Raw genomic sequence first — 23716 nt, 5'->3', positions numbered from 1 at the left:
AACCCAGCGATATGTCGAGGGCCAATCCATGATGGGTTCATGCACAGCGACTGGGCCGCCGCCGCGGAACGGGCGATCGTCACCCGGCACCTGCGCCGGGTCTGGGGACTGCCGGGCACGCTGCTCGCCCGGAGCGGCTGGCCTGCGGCCCCAGGTCACCGGCTGCACGTGCACTGGAACTACTGGTGGCAGGCTCACCTGCTGGACTGCCTGACCGACGCGCAACTGCGGGACCCGACGCCGGCCAGGGCGGCGGCGATCGACCGGTTCGTGTCGTCGATGCGGCTGCGGAACCGGGGCAGCTGGCGCAACGACTACTACGACGACCTGGCGTGGCTGGGGCTCGCGCTGCAGCGCACCGGCCGGGACGTGGGCTTCTTCCTCGGCGAGCTGCGGTCCGGCTGGACGACGGAGGGCGGCGGCGGCATCTGGTGGCGGCGCGGCGACCGGTTCAAGAACGCGCCGTCGAACGGCCCGGCGGCGATCCTGTTCGCCAGGGCCGGTGACGTGGAGCGGGCGCGGGAACTGCTGGACTGGATGGAGAAGACGCTCGTCGACGCCGACACCGGGCTGGTGTGGGACGGGCTGCGGGTGGACAGCGGCGACCTGGTGCAGGAGATTTACACGTACTGCCAAGGGGTTTTCCTCGGCGCGTGCCTGGAAATGTCCGAACTGGACCAGGCGGCGCGCACGATCCGGGCGGTGGCCGCGAATTGCGCGCCGGGCGGCGTGCTGCGCGGCCAGGGCGGCGGCGACGGCGGGCTGTTCGCGGGAATCCTGGCGCGGTACCTGGCGCTGGCCGTGCACCGGTTACCGCCGGGCCCGGAGCCGGACGCGGCGCGCGACCTGGTGCTCGCCTCAGCGGAGGCGGCGTGGACCGGAGCCGCCGACGCCTACGGCGGCCCGCTGTTCAGTCCGGAGTGGAGCGAGCCGGCCCCCACCCCGCCCCTGCCGAAGGACCACCCCGCGCGGGACCTCTCGGTGCAGCTGGGCGCCTGGATGCTCCTGGAAGCGGCGGCAACGCTCTAGTGGCCTGAGTCGTTAATTCAGTGCCAGACTAGGTTGGTGCCACTGGCCCTGTCCGACGAACGTCGCACGCTGGAGCGGTGGACCCGGCGCAGGCCGACCGCGCACGATCTCAGTCGGCGGTCTCACGGATGTGGCGGGCGTTCGGCCTCAAACCGCACCAGGTGGACACGTTCAAGATCAGCATGGATCCATTGTTCGTGGACAAGGTCCGCGACGTGGTCGGGCTGTATCTGGATCCGCCCGCGAAGGCGGTCCACCCAGGCCCTACGTCTGGACCCGCACCGCCGACCAGATCCTCGACTCCCTCGCCGCCTACTGCCGACGAACTAACCACTCAGGACGCTAGTGGCCGCAGCCGCAGGAGGCGCGGTGCATCAGGCGCGGCGGCAGGCGGACCGTCTCGTGTGGCCGGTCCGGGTCCTTGATCCGGGCCAGCAGCAACCGCACCGCACGGCGGCCGATCTCCTCGATCGGCTGCGCCATCGTGGTCAGCGGCGGCTCCACCAGATCCGACCACTCGACGTCGTCGAAGCCGGCCAGCGCCAGGTCCGCACCGGCGCGCAACCCCTGGCGGCGGACCTCGTGCAGCACCCCGACCATCATCGAGTCGTTGGCCACCACCAGCGCGGTCGGCCGGTCCGGCAACGCGAGCAGTTTCGCGGTCGCCGCCGCGCCGCCCTCGCGCGAGGAGTACCCGGACACCACCAGCTCCGGGTTCCACGACAACCCACCGCGCCCGAGGCCCAGCCGGTATCCGAGCGTCCGCTCCTCCGACGTGGTCAGCCCGGGCATCCCGCTGACAAACCCGATCCGCCGGTGCCCCAGCGCGGCCAGGTGCTCGGTCAGCGCGGACGTGGACTGGATGTTCTCCGACCCGACCTGGTCCACGTCGGTCCGCATGGTCAGCCGGTCGATCAGCACGGTCGGCAGCCCGAGCGACACCAGCTCGCTGATCACGCGGCCGTCGCCTGCGGCGGGGGTCAGCAGCATGCCCTCGACCCGCCGGGACCGCAGCGTCCGGACCGTCTCCTGCTCGGTCTTCACGGTGTCGTGGGTGTCGGCGAGCAGCACCGTGTACCCGGCCGCGGCGGCCTCGCGTTCGATCGCCTGCATCAGCGCCGCGAAGTACGGGTTGGCCAGCAGCGAGATCGCGACGCCGATCTGCCGCGTGCCGCCGGTGACCAGCGAACGGGCGATCGCGTCGCCGGTGTAGCCGGTCTCCTCGATGGCGCGCAGCACCGCGGCCTTGGTTTCCGGGGCCACCGCGCGGGTCCCGTTCACCACGTGTGAGACGGTGGTGATCGAGACGCCCGCCAGATCGGCGACGTCCTTCTGGGTGGGCCTGGACGGCATCAGATTTCTCCAACGAGCACGAGCGATCCGCAAGCGTTTGCGCAAACGCTTGCCGGAGTAGTGTAAGCCCTCCTACCGTCCCCGTCGGCAAACGATCAGCCTCGATGGGGAGGGCAGCGTGAGACAGCGGAGTCTCCTGTGCCTCGTCACGGCCGGCTTGCTGGCCGTCAGCGGGTGCACCGTCGAACGCCACTGGGGCGGGAGTTCCGCTCCGGCGGGCAGCGGCCAGGCCAAGGTCGGCCTGGTGACGAAGACCGAAACGAACCCGTACTTCGTGGAGCTGCGCAACGCGGCGAGCGCCGCCGCGCAGGCCCAGGGCGCCGAGTTCATGGCGCTGGCCGGGCAGTTCGACGGCGACAACGACGGCCAGGTCCGGGCCATCGAGAACATGGTCCAGCAGGGCGTCACCACCATCCTGATCACCCCGAACTCCTCGACCGGCGTGCTCGCCGCCATCGCGCGGGCCCGGCAGGCCGGGGTCATGGTGATCGCGCTGGACACCGCGACGGACCCGGCCGACGCGGTCGACGCCACCTACGCGACGGACAACGTCGCGGCCGGGCGGCAGCAGGGCGCCTACGTCAAGGCCGCGCTCGGCGGCGCCGCCCCGAAGGTGATCATGATCGACGGCACCGCGGGCAGCACGGTGGACACCTACCGGCACAACGGTTTCCTGGAGGGCATCGGCCTGCGAGACGGCGACCCGGCGATCGTCGGCAGGGACAACGCCAACGGCGACCAGTCCATCGCGCAGCAGAAGATGGAGAACCTGCTCCAGCGCAGCACCGACCTCAACGCCGTCTACACGATGAACGAGCCGACCGCGCGCGGCGCGTACGCCGCGCTGCAGGCCCGCGGCCTGCGGATCCTCATGGGCTCCATCGACGGCGGCTGCCAGGGCGTGCAGAACGTGCGCGACGGCCAGTACGCGGCGACGGTCATGCAGTTCCCGCGCAAGATGGCCGAAGAAGGCGTCGCCGCGGCCGTGCGGTACGCGAAGACCGGCCAGAAGCCGAGCGGGTTCATCGACACCGGCTCCGTCGTGATCACCGACCGCCCGATGCCCGGCGTGCCCAGCCAGGACACGACGTGGGGCCTGCAGAACTGCTGGGGGACGAAATGACGGCGTCCACTGTGGAGCGGCGCGAGTCGCTCGGTGAGTTCTTCCTGCGCGCCCCGGCGATCGGGCCCGCGCTCGCGCTGGTGGTCGCTGTCGTCGTGTTCTCGTTGTCCACCAGCACGTTCCTGGAGCTGGACAACCTGTCGCTGGTGGTCGAGCAGTCGCTGGTGGTCGGCACGCTCGCGCTCGGCCAGACGCTGATCATCCTCACCGCGGGCATCGACCTGTCGAACGCGGCCGCGATGGTGCTGGCGACACTGCTGATGGCGAAGCTGCTGGTCGGCGGGGTGCCCGGCGGGCTGGCGCTCATCCTTGGCGTGCTGGTCACGGCCGCGCTCGGCCTGGTCACCGGTTCGCTGGTCACCCGGGTCAAGCTGCCGCCGTTCATCGTCACGCTCGGCTTGTTCACCATGCTCACCGCGGCCGCCAAGCTGGTCGCCGACGGGCAGGCGGTGCCGATCGCGCCCGACTCGCTGCTCGCCTGGCTCGGCACCCGCCGCTACCTGTTCGGCGGCATCCCGGTCACCTACGGCATGACGCTCGCGCTGGTCATGTACCTCGTGCTCTGGTACGCGCTGACCAGGACGGCGTGGGGCAAGCACGTCTACGCCGTCGGCAACGCGCCGGAAGCCGCGCGGCTGAGCGGCATCAAGGTCAACCGCACGATCGTGTCGGTGTACCTGGTCGCCGGGCTGATCTTCGGCATCGCCGCGTGGCAGGCGCTGGGCCGGGTGCCCAACGCCGACCCGAACGCCTACCAGCTCGGCAACCTCGACTCGATCACCGCGGTCGTGCTCGGCGGCACCAGCCTGTTCGGCGGACGCGGATCGGTGTTCGGGACGATGATGGGTGCGTTGATCGTGACGGTGCTGCGCTCCGGGCTGACCCAGCTCGGCGTCGACTCGCTCTACCAGGACGTCGCCACCGGTGCGCTGGTGATCGCCGCGGTGGCCGTGGACCGGCTGGCCAGGAGGCAGAAATGACCCCGACACTCTCGGCGCGCGGCCTGGTGAAGCGCTTCGGGCGGGTGACCGCGATCGACGGCGCGGACTTCGACCTCGAACCGGGCGAGGTGCTCGCCGTGGTCGGCGACAACGGCGCGGGCAAGTCGAGCCTGATCAAGGCCCTGTCCGGGGCGCTGGTGCCGGACGCGGGCGAGATCTTCGTCGATGGCGAGCCGGTGCACTTCCGGACGCCGCTGGACGCCCGGCGCTGCGGCATCGAGACCGTCTACCAGGACCTGGCGCTCGCGCCGGCGCAGGACATCGCGACCAACATGTTCCTGGGCCGGGAGATCCGCCGCCGTGGCCCGCTCGGGCTGGTCCGCAAGCTGGACACGGCGAAGATGCGCGCCGAGGCCCAGCGGGTGCTCGACGAGCTGGACATCAAGATCAAGTCGATCACGCAGCCCGTCGAGACGCTCTCCGGCGGCCAGCGGCAGGGCGTCGCGGTCGCGCGGGCCGCGGCGTTCGGGACCAAGGCCGTGATCATGGACGAGCCGACCGCCGCGCTCGGTGTCGCCGAGTCGGCGAAGGTGCTGGAGCTGATCGACCGGATCCGGCAGCGCGGCCTGCCGGTCGTGCTGATCAGCCACAACATGCCGCACGTGTTCGAGATCGCGGACCGCATCCACGTGCACCGGCTGGGCAAGCGCGTCGGCGTGGTCTCGCCGAAGACGACCAGCATGAACCAGGTCGTCGGACTGATCACCGGCGCGCTGCGCGTCGGGGCGGACGGCCAGGTCGAGGAGGTCGAGTCGGCGGTGCGGACGGGGTTGTCGGCGTGACCGTCCTGCTCGCGGGGCTGTGCACGGTCGATCTCGTGCAGCGGGTGGCGGAGTTGCCGTCCCCCGGCGAGAAGGTGCAGTCGCTCGCTGTCGAGGTGGCCGCGGGCGGGCCGGCGACCAACGCCGCCGTCACGGTCGCCGCCCTCGGCGAGGAGGCCGTGCTGGTCACGGCGCTGGGCAGGCACCCGCTCGCCGCGCTGGCCCGCGCCGACCTGGCCGGGCACGGCGTGCGGATCGTGGACATCGCCCCCGAGCAGGACGAACCCCCCGCGGTCAGCGCCGTCGCGGTGCGTGACCGCGACGGCGAACGGACCGTCGTCTCGCGCAACGCGGGGTCGAACCCGGGCGCCATGCCGTCCGAACTGCCGGACGACGTACGAGCCGTGCTGGTCGACGGGCACCTGCCCCGGCTGGCGCTGGGCGTGGCGCGCTGGGCGCGGGAGCGCGGCGTTCCGGTCGTGCTGGACGCGGGCAGCTGGAAGCCCGTGCTGGACGACCTGCTGCCGCTGGTCGACATCGCGGCCTGTTCGGCGCGGTTCCGCGTGCCGGGGCCCAGCCTGCGGGAGCGCGGGGTGCCCACGGTGGTCGTGACGAACGGCCCCCGCCCGGTGCGCTGGGAAACGAGCGACGATGCTGGTGAGATCGAGGTGCCGCGGGTGCCCGCGGTGGACACACTGGGCGCGGGGGACGTCTGGCACGGCGCGTTGGTGTACGGCGTCGGGAGGTTCGGGCTGCCGGAACTGATCCGGTTCGCCAACGAGGTGGCCGCGGAGAAGGTGCGGCACGCGGGGCCACGGACGTGGGTCCCGGAGGTAGGGAAGTTGGGAGTGCGATGACGAGTCCGACGTTCGACGAGCTGCTGACCAGGGCGGAGGGCCTGGTGACGCGCGGGAGGCGGTCCATCCTGGGGATCGTGGGCGCGCCCGCGGCAGGCAAGACCACCCTGGCGCGCGGGCTGGCCGACGCGCTCGGCAACCGCGCGGTCGTGGTCGGCATGGACGGGTTCCACCTGGCGCAGGTCGAGCTGCAGCGGCTGGGCCGGACCGACCGCAAGGGCGCGCCGGACACCTTCGACGCCTTCGGGTACGTGAGCCTGCTGCGCCGCATCAAGGAGACCAAGGAGACGGTGTACGCGCCGCTGTTCCGGCGCGAGATCGAGGAGCCGATCGCGGGCGCGGTGTGCGTGCCGCCGGAGGTGCCGCTGGTCATCACCGAGGGCAACTACCTGCTGGTCGACGAGGAGCCGTGGAGCGACGTGCCCGGGCTGCTCGAGGAGGTCTGGTTCCTCAAGCCCGACGAGCAGGAGCGGATCGAGCGGCTGGTCAACCGGCACCGCCGCTACGGCCGCACGCTGGTCGAGGCGAAGGGCCGGGCGCTGGGCAGTGACCAGCGCAACGCGGACCTGATCGAGACCACCGCGAGCCGGGCCGACCTGGTGCTGGAGAACCTGCCGCTGCAGAACTTCGTGATATGAGCGGGGTCCTCGTCGTCACCGGCGGCAGCCGGGGCATCGGCGCGGCGGTCGCGACGCTGGGCGCCGCGCGCGGGTACGACGTGGTGATCAACTACGCGAGCGATCCGGCGGCGGCCGAGGAGGTCGCCGCCCGGGTTCGCGCCGCGGACCGGAAGGCGCTGGCCGTCCGCGGCGATGTGGCGTCCGAGGAGGACGTGATCGCGTTGTTCGACGCGGCGGCCGGGCTGGGGCCGGTCACCGCGGTGGTGAACAACGCGGCAATCACCGGCAACACGCCGGGGCGGCTGGACTCGCAGGACGTGGCGACCGTGCGCCGCGTGCTGGACGTCAACGTGACGGGCGTGTTCCTGTGCTGCCGCGAAGCAGTTCGGCGGATGTCCACTCGGTATGGCGGAGCCGGTGGCGCGGTGGTCAACATTTCGTCCACAGCCGCGCGCACCGGTTCGCCCGGCGAGTGGACGCACTACGCGGCGACGAAGGCGGCGGTCGAGACGCTGACCTGGGGCCTGGCGCAGGAGGTGGCCGGCGAGGGGGTGCGGGTCAACGCCGTGGCGCCCGGCCTGGTGGACACCGGCCTGCACGCGGCGGCCGGGCTGCCCGATCGGGTGGAACGGCTGGCGCCGACGATCCCGCTCGCGCGCCCCGGGCGGCCGGAGGAAATCGCCGAAGCGGTCCTGTGGATGCTTTCGCCCGCCGCGTCCTACGCCGTGGGCGCGATCCTGCCGGTCGGCGGCGGTCGCTGACACCGTCCACAGCCTGTGGATGAAACTTCGAGTTGTCCACAGGTACACCCGTGGAAACCGGGAACCCGAACGGGACGTTGTCATTCCGGAGGGGGCACGATCGGGTGAGAAGGGACTGCATGTCGAAGCTGACCGGAGTGCACCACTTGGCGCTCACGGTGACCGACGTCGACCGGAGTGTGCCCTGGTACGAGCGCGTGCTCGACCTGCGGGAGACCGGGCGGCGGGAGGATCCGGAGAGCGGCCTGCGGAAGGTGCTGCTCCAGGCCCCCGGCGACGCGTTCTCGGTGGTCCTGCTGCAGCACCCGGACACCGAGCGCGGCCCGTTCGACGAGCGCCGGACCGGGCTGGACCACGTCGCGTTCACCGTGCCCACCTTCGCCGAGCTGAAGCAGTGGGAGCAGCGGCTCGCCGACTACGGGGTCGAGTACAGCCCGGCCAAGCAGTCGCGCACGCTGCCCGGCTCCGCGGTCGTCGTGTTCCGCGACCCGGACGGCATCCAGCTGGAGGTCTGGGCCGGCATCGACTCCTGAGACCCGGCGCTGTTGATCTGCGCGGTCGACCGCGAGAACCTGGTTCCACCACCCGACCGCGGTGGAAGCGCCTGCCCCCGGAGGACCGATGACGGACCGGATCTTCGACGCACTCGCCGACGCCGGCGCGGACCCGGACGCCGTCGGCTGGCTGGCCGGTGGCCGCGAGATCGGGTTCGCCGAGATGGACCGGCTGTCCGACCGGTTCGCGGCCGGCCTGCTGCGGCACGGGATCCGCCACGGCGACCGGATCGCCGTCCTCGGCCCCACCACGCCGGAATGGCTCGTGGTCTACTTCGCCGCGGCCAAGATCGGCGCGGTCGTGGTGGGCCTGAGCGTGCGCTACCGGGAGAACGAACTCGCCCACATGCTGCGTGATTCCGGAGCGCGCCTGGTGGTCACCGTGCCCTCGCACGACGGCGTCGACTTCCCCGCGCTGCTCGCCGGGCTCGTGGAAACCGTGGTGACCTTCGGCGGCGACGGCCTGACCTTCGACGACCTCCTGGTCGACGGGCCGACGGCGGAGGCAAGGGCAGCGGTCACCCCGGACGACCCGGTGATGATCATCTACACCTCGGGCACCACCGGCACGCCCAAGGGCGCCGTCCTCACCCACCGCGGCCAGCTCGCGGCGGCTCGCTCGCAGGCCAGGCACATGCGCATGACCGAGCACGACGTCCTGCCGGTCGCCGTGCCGCTCAACCACGTCAGCGGGATCACCTGTTGCGTCCTGAGCGCGCTCGTCACCCGGGCGCGCGCGGTCCTGCTGCCCGCCTTCGACCCGCGCGAGATCGCCGGCCTCTTCGCCACCGCGGGCCTCACCCTGTGGGTCGGGGTGCCCACGATGCACACGCTGCTGCTCAACCGTCCGGAGCTGGACGCGGTGGACACCTCGGCGGTGCGGCTGGTCGTCACCGGCGGCGCGAACGCCGAGCCCGCCCTGCTGGAGCGCCTGCACGCCCGGTTCCCGGGCGCCAGGGTGATGAACCTCTACGGGCTGAGCGAGACGGCGGGCGCCGTGTTGATGACGGCATGGGACGACGACTTCGACACGACCGCGACCACGGTCGGGCACCCGCTGCCGGACGTCGAGATCAGGGTCGCCGGCCCGGCCGGAGCGGACCTGCCGGCGGGTGAGACCGGGGAGCTGCTGGTCCGGTCGCCGTCGCTGATGGCCGGCTACCACGGCCGCCCGCGGGAGACGGCCGAGGCCTTCGCCGGCGGCTGGCTGCGCACCGGCGACCTCGCGACCGTGACGGACACCGGCGCGGTGCGGCTGCGTGGGCGGGCCAAGGAGATGTTCGTGCAGGGCGGGTTCAACGTGTACCCGGTGGAGGTCGAAAACGTGCTCACCGCGCACCCGGACGTCGTGCTGGCCGCCGGGATCGGGGTGCCCGACCCGGTGCTCGGCGAGATCGGCCGCTACTACGTGGTGCTCGCGCCAGGGGCCACCGCGACCGCCGAGGACCTGAAGTCGTTCTGCGCCGGGAAGATCGCCGACTACAAGGTGCCGAAGGAGATCGTCGTGCGGGACAGCCTGCCGCTCACCCCCGCGGGGAAGATCCAGAAGAGCCGCCTGCGCGACTAGCGCACACCTCGGGGCTCACGGGCCGCGGTGGGACGGCGCCGCGGGCCTTGGCCAGGTCGATCTGCTCCTGGCCGCGCTCGGTCATCAGGCCCCGCTCGATCATCCGCGCGGCGCGCTCCTGGTTCACCCGGCTCCAGTTGCTGCCCGGCCGCCGCGGGTGAAGCGCAGCCGGAAGCTGGTCGCGTCGTGCTTGCGGGCGTGGCTGTCGATCCAGCCGAAGCACAGCGCCTGTTCGATCGCCTCGCCGTAGCCGATGCTCGGCACCGGGCTGTCCTTGTGCTGGATGACCAGCCAGATCTCCCGCTCGGTGCCGCTGTGCGCGGCCAGCCAGTCCCGCCACTCCGCCGCGGTGCGCGCGCTGTGCGTGGTCATCGCAGCATGTCCAGGTAGTGCTGGTTGAACATCACGCCGAGCACGTTGCCGAACGGGTCCACCACGGACGCCGTGACGAACCCCGGCCCGCGTTCGATGGGCTTCTCGTGCTCGGTGGCGCCGAGGTCGAGCAGCCGCCGGAAGGCGGCCTCGACGTCGTCCACATGCCAGTAGACGATCGCGCCGTTCGGGCCCGGCTTCTCCGGCGCGTAGCGGCTGTCCTTGAGGCCGAGTTCGTGCTGGTGGTCGCCGATGCGGAATTCGAGGTAGGCCGGCGGGCCGTCCAGCGGGCGGCGGAAGTACGGCTCGGCGCCGAGCACTTCGCGGTACCAGCGGCCGGCGGCCTCGACGTCGTCGGCGTAGTAGGTGACTGTGGTGAGTCCTCGCAACATTTTCGGGTCCTTTCTCCGGTGACAGGACCCAGGCTCGCGCCTAAAGTGCTCACCAATTGAGCACTTCTCCGGAGGAATTCGTGCGAGCCGACCGGTTGATCTCCGCGGTGCTGCTGATGCAGGCCCGCGGCCGGATCACGGCCGCCGAACTGGCCGCCGAACTGGAAGTGTCGGTGGCGACCGCGCGCCGTGATCTGGAGGCGTTGTCCACAGCCGGGATCCCGGTTTATCCACAACCCGGCCGCGGCGGCGGGTGGTCGCTCGTCGGTGGGGCGCGGACGGACCTGAGCGGGTTGTCGGCGGCTGAGGCGCGGGCGTTGTTCCTGCTCGCCGGGCCGGTGGCGGAGTCGGACGAGGCGAAGGCGGCGTTGCGCAAGCTGGTGCGGGCGCTGCCGGGACCGTTCCGCGCGGACGCGGAGGCCGCCGCGAGCGCGACGATGATCGACCCGGCCCGCTGGGGCGAGCGCGACAAGACCCGCCCGGAGCTGGTGGACCGCCTGCAGGCGGCAGTGATCGGGCGGCGGAAGGTGCGGCTGGCGTACGCGAACTCGAAGCGGGAGCGCTCGGAGCGGCTGGTCGACCCGTGGGGCCTGGTCGACAAGGACGACGTCTGGTACCTGGTGGCCGGCACCGAGCAGGGCAGGCGGACCTTCCGCGTGGACCGGATCCTGGCGGCCGAGGCGACGGACGAACCGGCCGGGCGGCCGGACGACTTCACGCTGACGCAGGCGTGGGACGAGGTGGTCACCGAGGTGGAGCGGCGCCGGTCCCGCACGTGGGCGACGGTGCTCGTGGAGTCGCGGTTCGCGGGTGTGCTGCGGGACCAGTTCGGGCGCCACAGCGAGGTCGTCGCGGAGGAGGACGGTCGCAGCCGGGTCCGCCTGGCCGCGCCGACGCCGCTGGACATCGCCCGGCACCTGGCCGGGTGGGGCGCGCTGGTCGAGGTGCTGGACCCCGAACCGGTCCGCGCGGAACTGGCGCGGATCGGCGCCGAACTGACGGCGCGGTACGCCTAGGTCCGGCCCGTCCTGGGAAACGTCCTAGGCCGCCGCGGGGTACTCGTTGTCCGGCTCCTCCTCGACCGGGCGGCGCATCTCCTGCCGGTACCGCACGAAGCCGTAACCCGTGCCGACCACGAAGAACGCGACCGACAGCCACACCAGCACGGTCTTGACCCACGGGATCGCGTCCAGCAGGCCGGCGCCGTAGTAGCCGATCAGCACCAGCGTCGGCACCCAGAACACGCCGCCGATCGTGGTGGCGAGCATGAACCGTCGCGAGTCCATCCGCGCGGCGCCCGCGATGAGGGGCGCCAGCGTGCGGATCCACGGGATCCACCTGGCCGCCACGATCGCGAAGAAGCCCTTGCGGTCGAGGAATTCCCGCGCCCGTTCGAGGTTGTGCCGGTTCAGCACCTTGCCCCCGCGCCGGGCGATGAACCGGACCCCGGTCTGCTGGCCGATGTAGTAGCCGACCTGGTTGCCGATCACCGCGACGACGAGCGCGGCCCCGGACAGCAGCCAGGCGCTCGCGTGCGCCCCGTGCGAGGCGAGTACGACCCCGGCCGCGAACAGCAGCGAGTCCCCCGGCAGGAACAGCCCGATGATGAGCGCGCACTCGATGAACACGAAGCTGAGCACGATGACCCAGACCAGCAGCGGGCCGGCGGTGTTCAACCAGCCAACGCCGACGGCTTCGGACGCGGCGAAGTCGAAAGTCACCCGGAAAGCGTACGTGCCGCACGCAACCAACAGTCAGCCGATCGGCGGAAAACAGATGATCGTTACGGAACGCGGTCGCACACCGAACAGCGTGTGCGACCGCGCATCCGCTCACATTTGCGGCAGCGACTCGCCCTGAACAGCCTCGATGTCGAGTTCGATCTTGATGTTCGACCCGATCGCGGCGACCCCGGCGCGCACCATCGCGTTGTAATTGATCGCGAAATCGTTCCGGTGCAGTTGCGTTTCCGCGTGGAACGCGACCCGCACCCCGCCCCACGGGTCGGGCCCGTACCCGCCGTAGGTCAGGTCCAGCTCGATCGGCTTGCGCTCGCCGTGCAGCGTCAGCTCCCCGGCCAGCGTCCAGGTGTCGGCGCCGCGCTGCCGCATCCCGGTGCTGACGAACCCGATCACCGGGTAGGACTCGACGTCCAGGAACTCCGGCGACCGCAGGTGGTCGTCGCGCATCTTGATGCCGGTGTCGATGCTCGCGGCCTTGATCTCCGCCTCGACCCGCGACTGCTCGGCGGGGCGGCCGATCTCGATGCGGCCGCTGATGTCGGAGAACCGCGCCTTGATGCTGGCGATGCCCAGGTGCCGCGCGGTCGCCACGGCGCTGGAGTGCACCGGGTCGATCGTCCACGGCCCGGCGGGCGGCAGCTCGACGGCGCCCGCCACCGGGGTCACCACCAGGTCGCCGAGCGAGCCCGACCCGTCCGACCCGATCTGCGCGGTCCGCGCCACCGGGGCGTACCCGGCGGCGGTGAGGACCGCGGTGTAGACGCCCGCGGGCAGCGGTGGCGTGACCACCGCTCCCGTCTCGTCGGCGACGGCGCGGGCGACCTGCTGGCCGCTCATGTCCGTCACGGTCAGCACCGCGTTCGCCACCGCCCAGCCCTCGGCCGTGCGGATCTGCGCGCGCAATCCGCTCATGAGTGCTCCACCCCGTTGTTCGCCGGGTCGCCGAGCTGGCCGAGGACCTGCTCGTACCCCAGCCGGACGTCGTGCTGGATGTCGCCGCCACCGGGCAGGTTGACCTGGCTCGTCGCGGGCGGGTACCCGCTGGCGACCACGGTGTAGTCGCCCTCCGGCAGGTCGCTGACGACGTACTCGCCGTTCTCGTCGGTCCGCGCGACCGCGGCGACGTTGCCCTCGGCGTCCAGCACCGTGATCCGCGCGTCCGGCACCGGGCGGCCGCCGTCGGTGCGGGCGGTCCCGGCCAGCAGCACCGCGGGCGCGATCTCCACGTCCTGCTGCAGCACACCGCTCTCCGGCACGGTGATCAGCGAGGCCACCGGGCGCATCCGGTCGGCGCTGGCCACCAGCGTGTAGGTGCCGGAGCCGACGCCGCGGAAGACGTAGCCGCCCTGGGCGTCGCTGATCGCGGCCCCGGTGACCTCACCGCGCGAGTCGGTCAGCGTCACGGTGGCGCCGGCCAGCGGCGAACCCTTGCCTGCCACCCGGACGACACCGCTCAGCTCGCCCGACCCGATGAGCGTCAGGTCGAGCCGCGCGGGACCGTCCGCGACGACCACGCTGGCCGCCTGCGGCTGGTGCCCGGCCGCCGACACGATGAGCACGTACGTGCCGTTGCCCGGCGCGGCGATCCGGTAACCGCCGTCGCCGCCCGCGGTCGCCCGCGAGACCTGCCTGCCCCGCTGGTCGATCAGGGTCAGCGCGGCGCCGCCGACGGACGTGCCGTCCTGGCGCCGGATGGTGCCGGTGACCGGCTGCCCGCCAGTGCCGAGGGCCTGGTCCGCCCCGGCGCTCGCGACCGCGTTCGTGATCGGCGCGGTCTGGGCCGCGAGCTGGTACTCACCGTGTCCGTTGTCGCTCAACGCATGCCTCCCACCAACTAGCGCGGGTTCGCGGTCCTCCTCGAACGCGGCGTCCGCGTCCGCCCAGGTGTCCGCTTCCGCCTCCGCCTTCGCCTCGTCGTCCGGCAGCAGCGCCTCGCCGCCCTCGACCGGCGGCGCGGGCGTGGCCGGGCCACCGGCCAGCGGGATCTCCCGCATGAACGCCAGCACGATCGCGGCGAGCAGGGCGACCCCGGCGGCGACGTAGAAGACGCCGTGCATCGAGTTGGTGAACCCGGTCAGGATCGGGACCTTCACCGCGTCCGGCAGGTTGTGCAGGCCGCTGGTGTCCGCCTGCAGCGCGCTCAGCTGGTTCTGGTCGAAGCCCGCGGGCAGGTTGCCGCCGAAGGCGTCGGCGATCTTGCCCGGCAGCAGGTTGAACAGGATGGTCAGGAAGACCGCGACACCCAGGGTGCCGCCCATCTGCCGGAAGAACGTCGCCGACGCGGTCGACACGCCCATGTCGCGGCGCGGGCCCGCGTTCTGCGCGGCGATGATCAGCGTCTGCATGCAGCCACCGAGACCGAAGCCGATCAGCAGGGCGACGACCAGCGGCTGCCACAGCGGGCTGTCGTAGTGCACCTGCGCGTACAGCACCGCACCCGCGGCGATCAGGACCGTGCCGACCACCGGCAGGATCTTGTAGCGGCCGGTCTTCGCGGTGATGCGGCCGGAGATCTGCGAACCGGTCATGATGCCCAGCACCAGCGGCAGCATCAGCAGACCCGCCTCGGTCGGCGTGTAACCGCGGACGACCTGGAAGTACAGCGGGATCATGCTCAGCGCGCCGAACATGCCGAGGCCGACGAGCGTGCCGCCGCCGATCGCGACGCTGAACGTCGAGTTGCGGAACAGCCGCAGCGGGATCAGCGCCTCGTCCTTCATCACGTACTCGACGAAGAGGAACAGCACGACGCCGAACGCCGCGACCGCGTAGCAGATGACCGACGTGGTCGAGCCCCAGCCCCAGGTGCGGCCCTGCTCGGCGACCAGCAGCAGCGGCACCACGGCGATGGCCAGCGAGATGGCGCCGAACCAGTCGATGCGGTGGTCCTGCCGCTGGTGCGGCACGTTCAGCACCTTGGCGACGACCGCCAGCGCCACGACACCGATCGGGACGTTGATCAGGAAGATCCAGCGCCACCCGTCGAAGCCGGCCAGGCTGTCGAAGCCGGAGAACAGGCCACCCAGCACCGGACCGAGCACGGTCGCGCTGCCGAAGACCATCATGAAGTAGCCCTGGTACTTGACCCGCTCGCGGGCCGGCACCACGTCACCGATGATCGTCATGGCCAGCGACATCAGACCGCCGGCGCCCAGGCCCTGGAACGCCCGGAACGCGGCCAGCTCGTACATCGAGGTGGCGAACGTGCAGGCGGCCGAGCCGACCACGAACAACGCGATCGCGGTCAGGTAGAACGGCTTGCGGCCGTAGATGTCGGACAGCTTGCCGTACAGCGGTGTCGCGATGGTCGCGGTGATCAGGTACGCCGTGGTCGCCCAGGCCTGCTCGTCGAAGCCGTGCAGGTCGTTGGCGATCTTGACGATCGCGACGCTGACGATGTTCTGGTCCAGCGCCGCCAGGAACATCCCCAGCAGGAGTCCACTGAGGATGGTCAGGATCTGTTTGTGCGTCAGGCGCGGACCCTCGTCCGCGACGGCGCCCGCGACGGGCGCCGGTTGTTCTCTTGTGGAGCGTGTCATGCGCTTTCCCCCTTGCTGCGCGCCGAGACCTGGTCGGCGAGTTGTGGAGCGTGAGCTTCGATCCCCGTGTTGAGCCGGTCGAGGAGCTTGTTCAGGACGCGGCGCTCCTCCTCCGGCCACTCGGCGAGCACCTCGGCCAGCCACCGGTTGCGTTGCCTGCGGTTCTCCTCGAACACACGCAGCCCTTCGCTGGTCGGCGCGAGCAGGCAGGCCCGTCCGTCCTCGGGGTCGGCGAGGCGCTCGACCAGGCCGTGCTGCACCAGCGAGCTGCTCTGCCTGCTGATCGTCGAGATCTCGGCGTGCAGCGCCTCGGCGAGCCTGCTCGTGCGCTGCGGCCCGTCGTGGACGAGCTGGAACAGGATCGCGTAGGCGGCGCGTTCGATCCCGTCCGGTCCGAGCTTCGCGACCTGCGACTTCGCCTTGGTGAGGAGCCGCATGAACCGGACGAGCTGCACGCCGAGCTCGTCGGCGATGTCGAGCTCGGTGTCCGTGAAGGCCGCTTCCTCTACGGGAGATGGCATGGCCGATCACTCTCTTCGTACGGGATGTCTTATTTGACCGAAGCAACTAGTTGCTCATGTCAAGGATGCACCCGCGATAGTTGGTTGCGCCACTCAAATAACCCGTCTGTGGTCGATGACACTTTAGTTGCCACAGGCAAGTGATTTCCGCGGCCGACTACTGCGGAAAAATTTTTCCGCACTGCGGACGTGATGGGCACTACCATAGATGCATGAGCACCGACGCTTTGCTGACGAAACTGCGCGCCGAGCTGGGCAAGGACGCTGTTCTGACCGATGCGGACGTCACCGGGAGCTACTCCCGCGACATGATGCCGCTGGCCCCGTCGGGCCGGCCGTTGGCGGTGGTGCTGCCCTCGGACGTCGAAGGCGTGCAGGCGGTGGTCCGCGCGTGCGCCGAGGCGAAGGTGCCGATCGTGCCGCGCGGCGCGGGCAGCGGGTTGTCGGGCGCCGCGAACGCCATCGACGGGTGCGTCGTGCTCGTGATGACCAAGCTGGACCAGATCGTCGAGATCGACGCGGGCAACCGGCTCGCCGTCGTGCAACCCGGCGTGGTCAACCTCGACTTCCGCAACGCCGTGGAGAAGCACGGCCTGTTCTACCCGCCGGACCCGTCCAGCTACGACTGGTGCACGATCGGCGGCAACCTGTCCACCAACGCGGGCGGGCTGTGCTGCGTGAAGTACGGCGTGACCACCGACTCGGTGCTGGGCCTGGAGGTCGTGCTCGCCGACGGGTCGCTGCTGAAGACCGGCCGCCGCACGGTGAAGGGCGTGGCGGGCTACGACCTGGCGCGGCTGTTCGTCGGCAGCGAGGGCACGCTCGGGGTGATCACGCAGGCCACGGTCGCGCTGAAGCCGCTGCCGCAGGCGCCGGGCACGCTGGTCGCCGGGTTCGACACGACGGAGGCGGCCGGCACCGCGGTGGCGCGGACCGTGCGCGAGGGCCTGGTGCCCTCACTGATGGAGATCATGGACGCCAGCTCGATCAAGGCGGCCGAGACGTACCTCCGGACGGACCTCGGCGCCGGTTCCGACTGCCAGGCGCTGCTGCTGTGCCAGTCCGACGCGGGCGGCGAGGTGGCGCGGCGCGAGCTGGCCGCGCTGGAGCAGATCTGCAACGACTGCGGCGCGACGATGACGTACGCGACGGACGACCTCGAAGAGGGCCGGATGCTGATGCAGGCGCGGCGGGTGGTGCTGACCGCGCTGGAGCAGTACGGCGTGTGGCTGACCGACGACGTGTCCGTGCCGCGGACGCGGATCGCCGAGCTGATCGCGGGCTGCCAGCGGATCAGCGAGGAGGTCGGGCTGCGCATCGCCGTGGTCGGGCACGCCGGCGACGGCAACATGCACCCGACGATCGTCTACCAGCCGGACGACGAGGACGAGTTCGCCAGGGCGCGGCGCGCGTTCGACGAGATCCTCGACGTGGGGCTGAAGCTGGGCGGCACGGTGACCGGCGAGCACGGCGTCGGCAAGATCAAGAAGGAGTGGCTGGAGCGCGAGATCGGTCCGGTGGGCATGCGCGTGCACCGGCAGATCAAGCAGGCGCTGGACCCGGAGGACCTGTTCAACCCGGGCTCGATGTTCTCGATGACCTGAGATGCTGCCAATCCAGGCTGATGTACGACGCCTTCGTTCCACCTGGCGACGGCGCAGGCGATCTTCGGCAGGCACCTGACCGCGTTCGTCACCTACGACAAGCGCTTCCTCGAATGCGCCCGGTCGATGGGACTGCCGGCGATCGCGCCCACCTGAGACGCGAAAAGGCCGCCGCACCCGAGCAGGATGCGGCGGCCTTCGTGCGTCTACGTCAGCGCTCGATGCGCGGGATCCGCTGCGTGACCTCGGCATCGGACTCGGCGGGGGTCTCGGCGGCGGCCAGCTTCTTCTCGCGGCGGGCCTTCGCCCACTCGATGATGATCGGCACCACCGAGACCAGCACGATCAGGATGAAGATGGCCTCGATGTTGTTCTTGATGAACGAGATGTTGCCGAGCAGGTGCCCCAGCGCCGTGATGCCACCGGCCCACAGGATGCCGCCGATCACCGTGTAGGTGAAGTACTTCTTCGGGTCCATGCGGCCGATGCCCGCGATCCAGGTGATGAACGTCCGGACGAACGGCACGAACCGCGCCAGCACGACCGCCTTCGGGCCGTGCTTCTCCAGGAAGGCGTGCGTCTTGTCGACGTACTCCTGCTTGAAGAACCTCGAATCCGGGCGCCGGAACAGCGCCGGACCCGCCTTCCAGCCGATCGCGTAGCCGAGGACGTTGCCGAGCAGCGCCGCGACCGTCACCAGCGTGCAGACCAGCCACAGCGGCGCGTGGATCGAACCCTGCGCGACGAACAGGCCCGCGGTGAACAGCAGCGAGTCACCGGGGAGCACGGGAAAGACGCTGCTCTCGATGAAGATGATCAGGCACAGCCCGAGGATCACGTACGCGCCGAACTCGGTCAGCAGGTACTCCGGGTTGAACCACTTCGGCATGAGAGCGAGCGTGGTCGCGGTCTCGGCGAGAATCACAGCACAAAACGGTACAGGGTGACCCTGTGTGCAGTATGTGGGCTCACAGGAGAGTGATGAGACCGATGACCGCGCCGGTCGCGAGACCGAGGAGCGCGGCGAGGCCGAGGACCCAGTAGGCGGGCAGGTGGCGGACCGGGGGAACGTTCCGGCGCGGCGCCCGCGGGGCGGTCCGGTCGGCCGGGTTTTCCAGTGCGGCGCGCTCGCGTTCCAGCGAGCTGGCGTCCGCGCCGGACAGCAGGCCGAACTGCGGCCACCCGCCCGGCGGCGGGCCGGGGTGCGGCGCGCTGCGGGCCTGCGCCTGCAGCGCCTCGGCCAGCAGCCGTTCCGGGTCCTTCGGCTCGCTCACCCTGCACAGCGTAATCAACCGTGGCCGGCCGCTGAAGCCGGAACTCACACCCGCGAACGCGGAACTCGCGCCTGGGAACGTGGGACTCGCGGGGGAGGTCGGGCAGGATGTCGGGATGCGTGAGCTGATCTACGTCTCGGCGTCGAAGCTCCGGCAGCTCGTCCCCGACCTGCCTGCGCGGGGCGGCGCCCTGCGGGACGTGGAGGCCGAGGTGACCACCCCGGTCGGCGGTTTCAAGGTCGGCAAGGCGGCGCGGGAGGCCGAGCCGGGGCTCGCGGGCGCGGTCGCGCGGCTGGAGGCCTCGGAGCGGGCCCCGAAGTGGTTCGCCGACCCGGACGTGCGGCCGGGGCAGTGGGTGCACTTCGAGGCGCCGATGAGCTACGGCGTGGTGGTCGGCGCGGCGACCTTCCTGGACGTCGGCGAGCCCGTCGACGGCTACCCGTCCGGCGGGGACCTGCGCCTGCTGCTGCACGGGTCGAGCGCCCACCTGCTCGGGGCCGGGCACCCGGAGCACCCGACCGGGCGGGAGGTGACGTTCTCGCTGTGGCTGCACTTCACCCATGCGCTGCGCGAAGCGACCGTCGAGAACGGCCGGAGCGACCTCGACGACAACCAGCTGTTCGCGGGGTGGCTGAGGCGGGTCCTGAACTGGCTGGACCGGGAGTTCCAGCCGCGCTTCACGGCCGCCTGGCTGGCTGGCTACGCGCGCGTCACCGCGCGGATCCCCACGCCGTCGGGCACGGTGCTGGCCGCGACGCCGCTCTACGTCGAGCACGTCGAGCCGCCCGCCTGATCAGGCGATCCAGGCGCCCTGCCGCAGCACCCGCTGTGGCCGGAGGTCGGCGTCCAGCACCACCAGGTCGGCGGCGAGGCCGGTGCGCAGCGACCCGAGCCGGTCGGCGAGGCCCAGTAGTTCGGCCGGGCGTCCCGAGGTCGCGCGGACCGCGTCGGGGATGGTCAGGCCGGCGCCCTTGACCAGGTTGCGGAACGCGGCGTCCATGGTCAGCGTGCTGCCGGCGAGCGAACCGGTGTCGGCGAGCGTCGCCACGCCGTCCCGGACGTCGACCTCCAGACGGCCCAGGTGGTAGCGGCCGTCAGCGGCGTCGGTGGCCGACATGGCGTCCGTGATGAGGATCGTGCGGCCGCGGCCGGCGTAACGGGCCGCCATCCGCAGCACCGTCGGGTGCACGTGGACGAGGTCGCAGATCAGCTCGACGGTGACGCGCTCGTCGTCGAGGAGGACGCCGATCGGGCCGGGCTCGCGGTGGTGCAGCGGGCGCATGCCGTTGAACAGGTGCGTCGCGACGGTCGCGCCCGCGTCGATGGCCGGGCGGATCTGCTCCTCGGTGCCGTCGGTGTGCCCGATCGCGGCGATCACGCCGGACTCGGCCAGCTGGCGGACCGCGCGGACACCGCCGTTCAGCTCGGGCGCGAGCGTCACCATCCGGACCGCGCCGCGGCCCGCGCGCAGCAGGGCGTCGACGGTCGCCGCGTCGGGTTCGCGCAGCACCGCGGGGTCGTGGGCGCCGCAGCGGGCCGAGGCGATGAACGGGCCCTCCAGGTGGATGCCGGCCAGCTCGCCGTCCTCGACGAGCTCCCGCAGCACGGCCATCTGGTCCACCAGCGTGCGCACCGGATCGGACACCAGGCTCGCCAGCATGGTCGTGGTGCCGTGCCTGCGGTGGGCCTTGATCGCGGTGACGATCTCCTTCGCGTCGCCGCTGGAGAACGACCCGCCCCCGCCGCCGTGGCAGTGCGCGTCGACGAACCCGGGCACCACGTAGCACCCGCCGACGTCCACCTGCTCGCCCGGCGGTGGCGTCCCGGTGCCGATGCCCGCGATCGCCCCGCCGGACACCGCGAGCCACCCGTCGTCCACCAGTCCTTCGGGGAGGGCGAGCCTGCCACCCGTCAGCACGAAACCCGTCACAGGCTCCAGCATATTGGTCTAAACCAGCTTAGGCACTCATGGCCTTCTGGAGAGCCTCCAGGGCCCGGCTCGCCGTGGACTTCACGGTGCCCTTCGAAATGCCCGCGACCTCGGAGATCTCCGCTTCGGAGAGCCCGCCGTAGTAGCGCAGGACGAGGACCTCGCGTTGCCGCGGCGGCAGCTTCGACAGCGCGTTCACCACCGACTGGTGTTCGCTGGACAGCATCGCGAGGCTCTCCGCGGACCGGGCGTTGACCACGTGCGGCGGCACGTACTCGCGGGCCGTCTTGCGGCGGCGCAGCACGCTGCGTGAGCCGTTGACCACCGCGGTGCGCAGGTAGGCGACCGCGGACGCGGCGTCGCGCAGCTTGCCCCAGTTGCGGTAGAGCCCCGTGAACGCCTCCTGCACGACGTCTTCGGCCGTGGCCGGTTCGTCGACGAGCAGGATCGCGAGGCGGACCAGGCGCATCCGGTGGATCTTGTACAGATCCTCCAGGGTCAGCGGACCCGCAGGCTGGGCCGGCGCGACCCCGTCCATGGTGCGCAAGTGCCCGAGCGTGCGTTCGACGCTCCGCTCCGCGCTGCCGTCCGGCATGTACTCCCGCCTGTCCTCGGCCCGACCGTTGTCCACGTGCTGTACACGCGGGAACCAGCGTATCGGTTGATTCACTTCACCCGGTAGCGTGCGGAGCAGGTACGCAGACGGAGGTGCGCATGGCCTGGTTCCTGGTGCAGACGGTTTACGACCAGGGGAAGTACGGGGAGGTCCGGCCCCGGCACCGCGAGTACCTCGCCAAGCTCGCCGCGGAGGGCACGGTCGCGGTGGCCGGCCCGTTCGCCGACGACTCGGGTGGTGCGTTCCTGATCCAGGCCGAGGACGCGGACGCACTCCAGGCCGTCCTCGACGCCGATCCGTACGTCGTCGAAGGCGCCCTGGAGAGCTTCACGGTGCGGGAGTTCAAGCCGACGCTGGGCGCCTGGGTTCAGTAGACGCCGCCGAGCTTGGTGTGGTCCCAGCTGACGACCTTCGTCGGCGTGAACACCAGCCCGACGCGCTTGGCCGCCTGGGCGGCGACCACCTCGGCGGCGAGTGAGCCGCCCCCGTAGCGCTCCGCCATGGCCGAGCCGATCTCCGCGACGGACGGCGTGTCCTCGACGATCTCGACGTCGGCCTCGAACTGGACGCCGCGCAGCTTGTCGTAGGTGTCGCCGGTCTCGACGAGCACGGTGGCCTGCGGCAGCCGCCGCAGGTTGGCGACCTTCTGCGATTTGCGGTAGGTCCAGGTCGCGACCCCGTCGCCGCGGGGCACGTACCAGAGCGGCGCCAGGTGCGGGCGGCCGTTGGGGTTGATCGTGGCGACGTTGATGACCCGTTGCTCGGCGAGGAACGCGAGGACCTCGTCGGGGGACATCTTGATCAGGTCACGGCGGGACATGCGGGGCCTCCTCAGTGGATCGCTGCCCGTCCACCATGCCCGGTGATGGCGGCTTCGCGTGCGCCGCGTGCCTTGATGTCCTCCAGCGCGGCCTTGTCCGCGGCGGGAACGCGGGTGCGCGCCCCGAGCTCGACGATCGGCGGGAGGAACGAGCGGAAGGCCTTGAGCACGCCGACCCACTTGGGCACGTGGATGACGCGGGCGCGCTTGAGGACGCCCGCCTCGATGAGGTCGAGGGCGACGTTGAGGGGGTAGGTCTTGCCGAGCAAGCCGGGCATGCCAGCACGGAGCTTGCCGAAGACCGGGTGCGCGTCGGCGCTGTCGACCAGGTCGGTCTTGATCCAGGTCGGGTGGGCGACGCCGACCTTGACGCCCAGGTGGGCGACCTCGGCGCGGAGGCTGTTGCAGAACGCCTCGACGCCGGCCTTCGCGGCGGCGTAGTTGGCCATCCCGGGGGCGTGGGTGATCGCCGCGAGGGAGGAGATCGCCAGCAGGTACCCGCGGCGCTCGATGACGTGGGGCAGCGTGACGCGGAAGGTGCGCCACACGCCGAGCAGGTCGACCTCGATGACCTTTTCGAATGCCGCGGGGTCGACGGAGCGGACGAAGCCCGTGGTGGCGATACCCGCGTTGGCGATGACGATGTCGATGCCGCCGAAGTGCTCGACCACGCCCGCGGTGGCCTTTTCGAGGGCGGCCCAGTCGGTCACGTCGGCTTCCCAGGCCTTGGCGGAGTCCCCGATGCGTTCCGCGACCTTGCGCTGTTCGTCCGCTTCGAGCCCGACGAGGGCAACCTTGGCCCCCCGAGCCGCGAGACGCTCCGCGAGCCCGGCGCCAATGCCGCGCGCAGCTCCGGTGATGAGCACGACCTTGCCTTTTACGTTCGCCATGGACGGACCATATACCAACCTACCGGGAGTAAGCTACTCCTCAGTAGGGTGTTCTTGGCCGGCGGTCGGGTTTGGGCTCGGGGTTGCGCTGGGTTCGGGCTGAGGTTGGCGCTGGGTTGGGGTTGGCGCCGGGGCTGGGTTTGAGGTTGGCGCCGGGGCTGGGTTTGAGGTTCGCGCTGGGGCCCGGGGCTGCGGTTTGCGCCGAGGCTGAGCGGGGGCGCCAGGCCTGCGGCTGGCGCCTGGGCTGAGGGGGCGCCACGGCTGCGGCTGGGGCCTGGCGCTGCGGTTGGCGCCGGGGCTGCGGTTGGCGCTGGGTCGGGTTTCGGGGCGCCGCGCGGGTGGGCACCTCACGGCAGCACCGGTGGACACTCCACGGCCCCACGAGTGGGC

The 23716-nt window shown here is 71.3% G+C and carries 26 protein-coding genes and 1 pseudogene; 14 read left to right on the top strand and 13 right to left on the bottom strand.

Annotated elements, in window-relative coordinates:
• Window positions 1-39: 39 nt before the first annotated feature.
• Complete coding sequence (locus AMYTH_RS0130295) at window positions 40-1029, top strand: glycoside hydrolase family 76 protein (RefSeq protein WP_027933396.1); 990 nt, start codon at window positions 40-42, stop codon at window positions 1027-1029.
• Window positions 1030-1136: 107 nt separating this feature from the next.
• Window positions 1137-1283 (top strand): annotated as a pseudogene (locus AMYTH_RS49090) (IS630 family transposase); the annotation flags it as partial.
• A gap of 88 nt (window positions 1284-1371) precedes the next feature.
• On the opposite strand, the gene AMYTH_RS0130290 reads toward AMYTH_RS49090, so the two are convergent.
• Complete coding sequence (locus AMYTH_RS0130290) at window positions 1372-2382, bottom strand: LacI family DNA-binding transcriptional regulator (RefSeq protein WP_027933395.1); 1011 nt, start codon at window positions 2380-2382, stop codon at window positions 1372-1374.
• A 118-nt stretch (window positions 2383-2500) separates the two neighbouring features.
• On the opposite strand from AMYTH_RS0130290, the gene AMYTH_RS0130285 reads away from it, so the two are divergent.
• From AMYTH_RS0130285 to AMYTH_RS0130250, 8 genes are all read left to right on the top strand, one after another.
• Window positions 2501-3505: a substrate-binding domain-containing protein gene (locus tag AMYTH_RS0130285; RefSeq protein WP_027933394.1), complete on the top strand. Its 1005-nt coding sequence runs from the start codon at window positions 2501-2503 to the stop codon at window positions 3503-3505.
• On the top strand, window positions 3502-4485 hold the full coding sequence (locus AMYTH_RS0130280; protein ID WP_027933393.1) for an ABC transporter permease: 984 nt from the start codon (window positions 3502-3504) through the stop codon (window positions 4483-4485). Before AMYTH_RS0130285 ends, AMYTH_RS0130280 begins: the two co-directional genes overlap by 4 nt.
• The gene (locus AMYTH_RS0130275; RefSeq protein ID WP_020418402.1) at window positions 4482-5288 is read left to right on the top strand and encodes an ATP-binding cassette domain-containing protein; all 807 of its coding nucleotides are present in this window, start codon (window positions 4482-4484) and stop codon (window positions 5286-5288) included. The genes AMYTH_RS0130280 and AMYTH_RS0130275 overlap by 4 nt, the downstream gene beginning before the upstream one ends.
• Window positions 5285-6124 carry a PfkB family carbohydrate kinase gene (locus AMYTH_RS0130270; RefSeq protein WP_027933392.1) on the top strand — a complete coding sequence of 280 codons (840 nt, stop codon included), beginning with the start codon at window positions 5285-5287 and terminating at the stop codon, window positions 6122-6124. Before AMYTH_RS0130275 ends, AMYTH_RS0130270 begins: the two co-directional genes overlap by 4 nt.
• Entirely contained in the window at window positions 6121-6762 is a 642-nt protein-coding gene (locus tag AMYTH_RS0130265) for a nucleoside/nucleotide kinase family protein (protein WP_017985686.1), read from the top strand. Before AMYTH_RS0130270 ends, AMYTH_RS0130265 begins: the two co-directional genes overlap by 4 nt.
• Window positions 6759-7505: an SDR family oxidoreductase gene (locus tag AMYTH_RS0130260; protein WP_027933391.1), complete on the top strand. Its 747-nt coding sequence runs from the start codon at window positions 6759-6761 to the stop codon at window positions 7503-7505. The genes AMYTH_RS0130265 and AMYTH_RS0130260 overlap by 4 nt, the downstream gene beginning before the upstream one ends.
• A 119-nt stretch (window positions 7506-7624) precedes the next feature.
• The gene (locus AMYTH_RS0130255; protein WP_027933390.1) at window positions 7625-8038 is read left to right on the top strand and encodes a VOC family protein; all 414 of its coding nucleotides are present in this window, start codon (window positions 7625-7627) and stop codon (window positions 8036-8038) included.
• Between the two features lie 88 nt (window positions 8039-8126).
• Complete coding sequence (locus tag AMYTH_RS0130250; protein ID WP_027933389.1) at window positions 8127-9626, top strand: class I adenylate-forming enzyme family protein; 1500 nt, start codon at window positions 8127-8129, stop codon at window positions 9624-9626.
• A 123-nt stretch (window positions 9627-9749) separates the two neighbouring features.
• On the opposite strand, the gene AMYTH_RS50590 is transcribed toward AMYTH_RS0130250, so the two are convergent.
• Window positions 9750-9998: a YdeI/OmpD-associated family protein gene (locus tag AMYTH_RS50590; protein ID WP_228685016.1), complete on the bottom strand. Its 249-nt coding sequence runs from the start codon at window positions 9996-9998 to the stop codon at window positions 9750-9752.
• Entirely contained in the window at window positions 9995-10390 is a 396-nt protein-coding gene (locus AMYTH_RS0130240; protein WP_027933388.1) for a VOC family protein, read from the bottom strand. The genes AMYTH_RS50590 and AMYTH_RS0130240 overlap by 4 nt, the downstream gene beginning before the upstream one ends.
• 80 nt (window positions 10391-10470) lie before the next feature.
• Here AMYTH_RS0130240 and AMYTH_RS0130235 point away from each other — a divergent pair, with 80 nt between their 5' ends.
• Window positions 10471-11406 carry a helix-turn-helix transcriptional regulator gene (locus AMYTH_RS0130235; protein ID WP_027933387.1) on the top strand — a complete coding sequence of 312 codons (936 nt, stop codon included), beginning with the start codon at window positions 10471-10473 and terminating at the stop codon, window positions 11404-11406.
• Between the two features lie 24 nt (window positions 11407-11430).
• Here AMYTH_RS0130235 and AMYTH_RS0130230 read toward each other — a convergent pair whose 3' ends face one another.
• From AMYTH_RS0130230 to AMYTH_RS0130215, 4 genes are all read right to left on the bottom strand, one after another.
• Window positions 11431-12111, bottom strand: coding sequence for a DedA family protein (locus tag AMYTH_RS0130230; protein ID WP_017985690.1), 681 nt, complete (start codon window positions 12109-12111; stop codon window positions 11431-11433).
• Between the two features lie 111 nt (window positions 12112-12222).
• A complete protein-coding gene (locus tag AMYTH_RS0130225) occupies window positions 12223-13044 on the bottom strand; it encodes a YceI family protein (RefSeq protein ID WP_027933386.1) in 822 nt (273 codons plus the stop codon).
• Window positions 13041-15671 carry an MFS transporter gene (locus tag AMYTH_RS0130220; protein ID WP_027933385.1) on the bottom strand — a complete coding sequence of 877 codons (2631 nt, stop codon included), beginning with the start codon at window positions 15669-15671 and terminating at the stop codon, window positions 13041-13043. Before AMYTH_RS0130220 ends, AMYTH_RS0130225 begins: the two co-directional genes overlap by 4 nt.
• Window positions 15668-16192 (bottom strand): MarR family winged helix-turn-helix transcriptional regulator, encoded by a 525-nt coding sequence (locus AMYTH_RS0130215; RefSeq protein ID WP_017985693.1) that lies wholly within the window; start codon window positions 16190-16192, stop codon window positions 15668-15670. Before AMYTH_RS0130215 ends, AMYTH_RS0130220 begins: the two co-directional genes overlap by 4 nt.
• A gap of 212 nt (window positions 16193-16404) precedes the next feature.
• On the opposite strand from AMYTH_RS0130215, the gene AMYTH_RS0130210 reads away from it, so the two are divergent.
• Window positions 16405-17796 carry an FAD-binding oxidoreductase gene (locus AMYTH_RS0130210; protein ID WP_027933384.1) on the top strand — a complete coding sequence of 464 codons (1392 nt, stop codon included), beginning with the start codon at window positions 16405-16407 and terminating at the stop codon, window positions 17794-17796.
• A gap of 211 nt (window positions 17797-18007) precedes the next feature.
• Here AMYTH_RS0130210 and AMYTH_RS0130205 read toward each other — a convergent pair whose 3' ends face one another.
• Both AMYTH_RS0130205 and AMYTH_RS0130200 read right to left on the bottom strand, forming a co-directional pair.
• Window positions 18008-18721 (bottom strand): DedA family protein, encoded by a 714-nt coding sequence (locus tag AMYTH_RS0130205; protein WP_017985696.1) that lies wholly within the window; start codon window positions 18719-18721, stop codon window positions 18008-18010.
• A gap of 43 nt (window positions 18722-18764) precedes the next feature.
• Window positions 18765-19070 (bottom strand): hypothetical protein, encoded by a 306-nt coding sequence (locus AMYTH_RS0130200; RefSeq protein ID WP_027933383.1) that lies wholly within the window; start codon window positions 19068-19070, stop codon window positions 18765-18767.
• A 115-nt stretch (window positions 19071-19185) separates the two neighbouring features.
• On the opposite strand from AMYTH_RS0130200, the gene AMYTH_RS0130195 reads away from it, so the two are divergent.
• The gene (locus AMYTH_RS0130195) at window positions 19186-19863 is read left to right on the top strand and encodes an SAVMC3_10250 family protein (RefSeq protein WP_027933382.1); all 678 of its coding nucleotides are present in this window, start codon (window positions 19186-19188) and stop codon (window positions 19861-19863) included.
• On the opposite strand, the gene nagA is transcribed toward AMYTH_RS0130195, so the two are convergent.
• Complete coding sequence (gene nagA / locus AMYTH_RS0130190; RefSeq protein ID WP_027933381.1) at window positions 19864-20988, bottom strand: N-acetylglucosamine-6-phosphate deacetylase; 1125 nt, start codon at window positions 20986-20988, stop codon at window positions 19864-19866.
• 40 nt (window positions 20989-21028) lie between these two features.
• The gene (locus tag AMYTH_RS0130185; RefSeq protein WP_026153625.1) at window positions 21029-21595 is read right to left on the bottom strand and encodes a SigE family RNA polymerase sigma factor; all 567 of its coding nucleotides are present in this window, start codon (window positions 21593-21595) and stop codon (window positions 21029-21031) included.
• 119 nt (window positions 21596-21714) lie between these two features.
• Between AMYTH_RS0130185 and AMYTH_RS0130180 the strand changes: the two genes are divergently transcribed.
• Complete coding sequence (locus tag AMYTH_RS0130180; protein WP_027933380.1) at window positions 21715-21990, top strand: YciI family protein; 276 nt, start codon at window positions 21715-21717, stop codon at window positions 21988-21990.
• On the opposite strand, the gene AMYTH_RS0130175 is transcribed toward AMYTH_RS0130180, so the two are convergent.
• Together AMYTH_RS0130175 and AMYTH_RS0130170 are read right to left on the bottom strand one after the other, a co-directional pair.
• On the bottom strand, window positions 21984-22436 hold the full coding sequence (locus AMYTH_RS0130175; protein ID WP_027933379.1) for a pyridoxamine 5'-phosphate oxidase family protein: 453 nt from the start codon (window positions 22434-22436) through the stop codon (window positions 21984-21986). The two genes, AMYTH_RS0130180 and AMYTH_RS0130175, sit on opposite strands and share 7 nt — an antisense overlap.
• An 11-nt stretch (window positions 22437-22447) precedes the next feature.
• Window positions 22448-23326, bottom strand: coding sequence for an SDR family oxidoreductase (locus AMYTH_RS0130170; protein WP_027933378.1), 879 nt, complete (start codon window positions 23324-23326; stop codon window positions 22448-22450).
• Window positions 23327-23716 lie beyond the last annotated feature (390 nt).

Source organism: Amycolatopsis thermoflava N1165, assembly GCF_000473265.1.
GTDB lineage: Bacteria > Actinomycetota > Actinomycetes > Mycobacteriales > Pseudonocardiaceae > Amycolatopsis_E > Amycolatopsis_E thermoflava.
Note: the sequence above shows the minus strand (reverse complement) of the source record. Positions and strands in the feature narration are given on the sequence as shown.

Bases quoted from the DNA above. Each gene is read 5' to 3' on its own strand.
- AMYTH_RS0130275 (WP_020418402.1), top strand. From the start codon at position 4,482: ATGACCCCGACACTCTCGGCGCGCGGCCTGGTGAAGCGCTTCGGGCGG.
- AMYTH_RS0130180 (WP_027933380.1), top strand. From the start codon at position 21,715: ATGGCCTGGTTCCTGGTGCAGACGGTTTACGACCAGGGGAAGTACGGG.
- AMYTH_RS0130225 (WP_027933386.1), bottom strand. From the start codon at position 13,044: ATGAGCGGATTGCGCGCGCAGATCCGCACGGCCGAGGGCTGGGCGGTG.
- AMYTH_RS0130210 (WP_027933384.1), top strand. From the start codon at position 16,405: ATGAGCACCGACGCTTTGCTGACGAAACTGCGCGCCGAGCTGGGCAAG.
- AMYTH_RS0130240 (WP_027933388.1), bottom strand. From the start codon at position 10,390: ATGTTGCGAGGACTCACCACAGTCACCTACTACGCCGACGACGTCGAG.
- AMYTH_RS0130290 (WP_027933395.1), bottom strand. From the start codon at position 2,382: ATGCCGTCCAGGCCCACCCAGAAGGACGTCGCCGATCTGGCGGGCGTC.
- AMYTH_RS0130265 (WP_017985686.1), top strand. From the start codon at position 6,121: ATGACGAGTCCGACGTTCGACGAGCTGCTGACCAGGGCGGAGGGCCTG.
- AMYTH_RS0130260 (WP_027933391.1), top strand. From the start codon at position 6,759: ATGAGCGGGGTCCTCGTCGTCACCGGCGGCAGCCGGGGCATCGGCGCG.
- AMYTH_RS0130185 (WP_026153625.1), bottom strand. From the start codon at position 21,595: ATGCCGGACGGCAGCGCGGAGCGGAGCGTCGAACGCACGCTCGGGCAC.
- AMYTH_RS0130255 (WP_027933390.1), top strand. From the start codon at position 7,625: ATGTCGAAGCTGACCGGAGTGCACCACTTGGCGCTCACGGTGACCGAC.
- AMYTH_RS0130215 (WP_017985693.1), bottom strand. From the start codon at position 16,192: ATGCCATCTCCCGTAGAGGAAGCGGCCTTCACGGACACCGAGCTCGAC.
- AMYTH_RS0130220 (WP_027933385.1), bottom strand. From the start codon at position 15,671: ATGACACGCTCCACAAGAGAACAACCGGCGCCCGTCGCGGGCGCCGTC.
- AMYTH_RS0130250 (WP_027933389.1), top strand. From the start codon at position 8,127: ATGACGGACCGGATCTTCGACGCACTCGCCGACGCCGGCGCGGACCCG.
- AMYTH_RS0130295 (WP_027933396.1), top strand. From the start codon at position 40: ATGCACAGCGACTGGGCCGCCGCCGCGGAACGGGCGATCGTCACCCGG.
- AMYTH_RS0130195 (WP_027933382.1), top strand. From the start codon at position 19,186: ATGCGTGAGCTGATCTACGTCTCGGCGTCGAAGCTCCGGCAGCTCGTC.
- AMYTH_RS0130175 (WP_027933379.1), bottom strand. From the start codon at position 22,436: ATGTCCCGCCGTGACCTGATCAAGATGTCCCCCGACGAGGTCCTCGCG.
- AMYTH_RS0130280 (WP_027933393.1), top strand. From the start codon at position 3,502: ATGACGGCGTCCACTGTGGAGCGGCGCGAGTCGCTCGGTGAGTTCTTC.
- AMYTH_RS0130170 (WP_027933378.1), bottom strand. From the start codon at position 23,326: ATGGCGAACGTAAAAGGCAAGGTCGTGCTCATCACCGGAGCTGCGCGC.
- AMYTH_RS50590 (WP_228685016.1), bottom strand. From the start codon at position 9,998: ATGACCACGCACAGCGCGCGCACCGCGGCGGAGTGGCGGGACTGGCTG.